Source organism: Synechococcus sp. R60.1, from assembly GCF_047461835.1.
Lineage (GTDB): Bacteria > Cyanobacteriota > Cyanobacteriia > Thermostichales > Thermostichaceae > Thermostichus.
On the sequence record NZ_JANSIA010000064.1, the window covers coordinates 13545 to 17665 of the forward strand.

Below are 4121 nucleotides of genomic sequence, written 5' to 3' on the forward strand. Positions count from 1 at the left end.
CTGGGCTGACCTGAGTAGGGTTGACCTGAGCGACGCTAATTTGAGCAGGGTCAACCTGAGCTGGGCCAACCTGAGCGGGGCCGACCTGAGCGGGGCCGACCTGAGCGAGGCCAACCTGAGCTGGGCCGACCTGAGGGGAGCAAAGCTGGGTGGCACGAACCTAAAGGGGGCAAACCTATGGGGCGCAAAACACTGCTAAGTCCCGGCTAGGATCAATTCGCCGACTTGAAAGGGGCCATCCTCCCCGACGGAGCCATCCATCCCTAGCCTGATCCCTTGGCTACACTACCTACAGCCGCTCTCAGTGGATCCATGAGTCCCTCAGATCTCGCCTTTGCCAGCAATCACCAAGACATCCTCACACTGCTGGACTTAGTGGTTCGCGCCCGCTACCCTTTGATCTACCTGGTTACTCCCGAAGAAGCCCCGGCAGAGGAGCTCCTGCAAGTTCTAGCCGATTCCCTCAAGCCCAAGCGCAAACTCCTAATCTGGGATATCGTCTCCGGCTGGTCAGATAACGGCCAAAACAAAGGCCAATTGATGCCTGCTCTGGGCCGCATCGGCGCCATCAAAGAGGACGAGGCGGTTATTTGTGTTCTCAAAGACCTAAACCCCACCCTGAGAAATCCGGAACGCTCGGACAATTACCCCGTCATCCGCTACCTGAAAACCCTGGCCAGAGAGAGCCGCCACAGCCGCAAGTCCATCATCCTCTTGGGCCAAGAAGCCGTTGTCCCTGCCGAGCTGCGCGAGGAAATTGTGGTCTATGATTTTCCCCTGCCCAGCATCGCCGAAATTGAGCGGATCATTACCCGCGCGATCCCTGCCCGTCAACTGGAGCTAAGCGGCCCGGCGCGGGAACAACTGGTTCGAGCCTGCCAAGGACTGACCCGGCAGCGCATTGAGCGGATCCTGGCCCGCGCCCTAGCCGCCAAGGGCAAGGTCAGCGAGGGCGATATTGACCTTGTTCTGGAAGAGAAAAAACAATACATCCGCCAGACGGAAATCCTGGAGTTTTACAACCCCTCCGAGACCTTGCAAAATGTCGGCGGCCTGGAAAACCTCAAAGCCTGGATTCGGCAGCGCCGCAACAGTTTTAGTGCCCAGGCCCGTGCCTATGGCTTGCCCAGTCCTAAGGGCATTTTGCTGGCCGGGATCCAGGGCACCGGCAAGTCTCTATGTGCCAAAACCATAGCCCGCGAGTGGCGCATGCCCTTGCTCAGGCTGGATGTGGGGCGACTCTTCGGCGGGATCGTCGGCGAAAGCGAAAGCCGCGTGCGCCAGATGATCCAAATTGCCGAAGCCATGGCCCCTTGTGTGTTGTGGATTGATGAGTTGGATAAAGCCTTTGGCGGCGTCAACAGCGAGTTTTCAGGGGATTCGGGCACCAGCAAGCGGGTCTTCGGCAACCTGATCACCTGGATGCAGGAAAAAACCAAACCCGTTTTTATTGTTGCCACCGCCAACAATGTCCGCATCTTGCCGGCCGAGCTGCTGCGCAAAGGCCGGTTTGACGAAATTTTCTTCGTCAATTTGCCCAACCAACGGGAGCGGGAAGAGATTTTTCGAGTCCATGTCCAACGGCTACGGTCCAACCGAGTACGAGACTTCTCCTATACTGAGCTGGCCATGGCTGCAGAAGATTTCAGCGGGGCGGAAATTGAACAGACCATTTACGATGCCATGCACATGGCCTTTAATCAGGATCCACCCCGCGAGTTCACCCAAGAAGATATCCTGACCGCCACCCGCCAAACGGTTCCTCTAGCCGCCATCGCTCGTGACCAAATTCAAAGCTTGAAAGAATGGGCTGCCGAGTCAGGAGCACGTACCGCTTCCCAAGATCAAAAGTTGATTCAGGAGCTACGGACCATCGTCCAGAAGAGAGGGTTAGGCTACATTGAAGTTGATAGCCCCCCATCCTTTTCCTCTCCACCTCCTGCCTAAGCTGTTTTGGTCGGCTCGTTCCGAGTTGTGGCAGCTCCGTGGAAGTAGGCTTGCAAGCATTTTTTCCTGCAAGACGCGGAAAAACTCCGGTTGCCGCTCCGCTTGAATTTGCTGCCTGTGGATTAGCCCCCTTAAATCCGTCCGGGGAAGCCGCCGATTGATCTGAGCTGCTCAGGTGGCCCCTTGTTGGATTAACTTCCGGCAGCTCCCAGGCAGGGCACCGGGATCGGATCCCGCACGTCAGCGTGCAGGACCGATGGTTTTGCACTTTTCGTATCCTTGACTACAGATTTTTTGGTAGGATTGATCGTGTAGAGGTACTGGTATGTAGAGCAGCCTTATGAGTGCAATCGCTGAAATGAGGGGGACAAGTCTCCTGGCCCGCCATCGCCAAAACATAGCAGCCTCCCTGGCCCGTCGTTTGGAAGCAGCTAGGGCGGCCAACAACACCCGCTTGATGGAGCTGCTGAAACAAGAAGAGCGGCAGCTGGCAGCCGAGTACGGCGGCAGGGATCCCTTCTCTTCAGCGCTCTTCAGAGGACTGCGCCACCTTTGGCAGAGCCTGAAGGCAGTCTTGGCGGCCTGCGATGAACTGCAGGTGCGGCAGTGGGTAGATGGCAGCGGCATGGTCTGGTGGTCTGTCCAAGACCCAATCACGGGAGAGCGCCTGTGTACCCATTCCGAGGGGGAGCTCATGGAGTGGATCGAGAAGCACCAGCGAGAGGATTAGTCTTCGCGGCTAGGACTTGCCTGAGCACCAATAGCCAGTGTTTCCCCTGGCGCTTCGTGCGTGTCCCAGTCTTTCCAGCTTGGGGAGGAAGGGAACAAAAAGTTTCACGGCTAGGCCGGGGCAATGGCCACCTGAGAATCCAAATTGATAGGATTACGAAGACTCATCATCTGCTTTAGGGGCCCTGGGATGGTTTGGCAACTGTTGACGTGGCCGGCCCAAAGTTTGCTTTGGCTAGCAGAGCAGATCCAAGAACGCGCCGAAGCACAGCTGGATAGCAAAGAAAACCTGCAAAAAGAACTTACGGCCCTGCAAATTCAGCTAGATTTGGGAGAAATTGACGAGGAAACCTACGCCCGCCGAGAAGAGGAGATTTTATTGGCTCTGGAAGCCTTAACCCAGGCAGAACGAGAAGCCGAAGCATAGAGTTCTGCCGGTGGGCCTGGAAGGGATCCCTCAGCATTGCAGGGGGGCAGAACATGGGAGAATGAGCTTCTGTACACCCCCGTCTTTCCTACCCTGGGCTGTTTTCAATGACTGAATCCCATGAAACCTTGGTGCTCCGCGACGAGCAAAACCAGCCTCTCAAGTGCGAGATCCTGCGGCAGGTGGTCATCGACGAGCAGACCTATGCTCTGGTGACTCCCGTTGATGCTGTGATCAAAGTGCTGGTTTGGGAAGGGGAAGAAGAACCCAGCCAAGCGGTGAACGGCGATGCCAACATGGAAGGGATCCTGGACGAGCCGGATCCCGAAGAGCTACAGGCTACCCTGCCCACCATCCAGGCTGTCTTGGGGGAGTTGAACCTCACCTTGCAGCAAAATGGCTTCGACATCCTCACGGTTCAGGGGGAATTGCCCCCAGTCGAAGAGGAAGATGTGTTCGAGCTGGGCGAGAGCGAGGAAGATGCCCAGGAGTTTCAACTGCTAGCTACCTTTTTCTACCAAGAGAAGAAATACGGCATCTTTACCCCCCTCGATCCCGTTTTGCTCTACGCCGCTCTGCCTGACGAAGGGGATCCCTACCTGCTCACCCCCGATGAGCCGCCAGAGCTTTTTGATCAGCTCTATGCCCTGCTGCTGGATCTCGATGAGGAATGGGAAGACGGAGATGACGAAGAAGATGAAGACGAAGATTAGGCGGTCAACCCCTTCTGTTCTGCCGAGTTGGATACTCCTGCCCAGCCAGTCGCCTCGGCGGTGCGGAGCACCATAGGGATAGAGGTGGTGAAACTACCCGGTAAAACTTGCCCAGAGTTTTTCACCAGCCACTCCAGACCCGTCTCAACATCTGTCGGGGGCGTCGGATCTGCGGGCCAAGGGTCAGAATAAGCCAGCCTCAGACCAGCCGCCTGAGCATTGCGTAGCGAAGGAGCATGACTCTAGTCAATAATAAGCTCAACTATACTGAAAATAATGTATAATATGTTCAGTACGGATTACTA

The 4121-nt window shown here is 56.2% G+C and carries 5 protein-coding genes; all 5 read left to right on the forward strand.

Annotated elements, in window-relative coordinates; translation table 11 throughout:
• Positions 1–199, forward strand: a 199-nt coding sequence (locus NW834_RS09695) for a pentapeptide repeat-containing protein (RefSeq protein WP_414426294.1), incomplete at its 5' end; no start/stop codon positions are given.
• A gap of 113 nt (positions 200–312) precedes the next feature.
• On the forward strand, positions 313–1947 hold the full coding sequence (locus tag NW834_RS09700; RefSeq protein ID WP_414350248.1) for an AAA family ATPase: 1635 nt from the start codon (positions 313–315) through the stop codon (positions 1945–1947).
• Positions 1948–2287: 340 nt separating this feature from the next.
• Positions 2288–2677: a hypothetical protein gene (locus NW834_RS09705; RefSeq protein ID WP_414419410.1), complete on the forward strand. Its 390-nt coding sequence runs from the start codon at positions 2288–2290 to the stop codon at positions 2675–2677.
• Between the two features lie 189 nt (positions 2678–2866).
• Positions 2867–3103 carry a gas vesicle protein GvpG gene (locus NW834_RS09710; RefSeq protein WP_414413199.1) on the forward strand — a complete coding sequence of 79 codons (237 nt, stop codon included), beginning with the start codon at positions 2867–2869 and terminating at the stop codon, positions 3101–3103.
• A 107-nt stretch (positions 3104–3210) separates the two neighbouring features.
• Positions 3211–3816, forward strand: coding sequence for a DUF3727 domain-containing protein (locus NW834_RS09715; RefSeq protein WP_011433718.1), 606 nt, complete (start codon positions 3211–3213; stop codon positions 3814–3816).
• Positions 3817–4121 lie beyond the last annotated feature (305 nt).

What these genes read in the sequence shown, in the direction of transcription:
- NW834_RS09700 (WP_414350248.1), top strand. Translation starts at nt 313, where the DNA reads ATGAGTCCCTCAGATCTCGCCTTTGCCAGCAATCACCAAGACATCCTC.
- NW834_RS09705 (WP_414419410.1), top strand. Translation starts at nt 2,288, where the DNA reads ATGAGTGCAATCGCTGAAATGAGGGGGACAAGTCTCCTGGCCCGCCAT.
- NW834_RS09710 (WP_414413199.1), top strand. Translation starts at nt 2,867, where the DNA reads ATGGTTTGGCAACTGTTGACGTGGCCGGCCCAAAGTTTGCTTTGGCTA.
- NW834_RS09715 (WP_011433718.1), top strand. Translation starts at nt 3,211, where the DNA reads ATGACTGAATCCCATGAAACCTTGGTGCTCCGCGACGAGCAAAACCAG.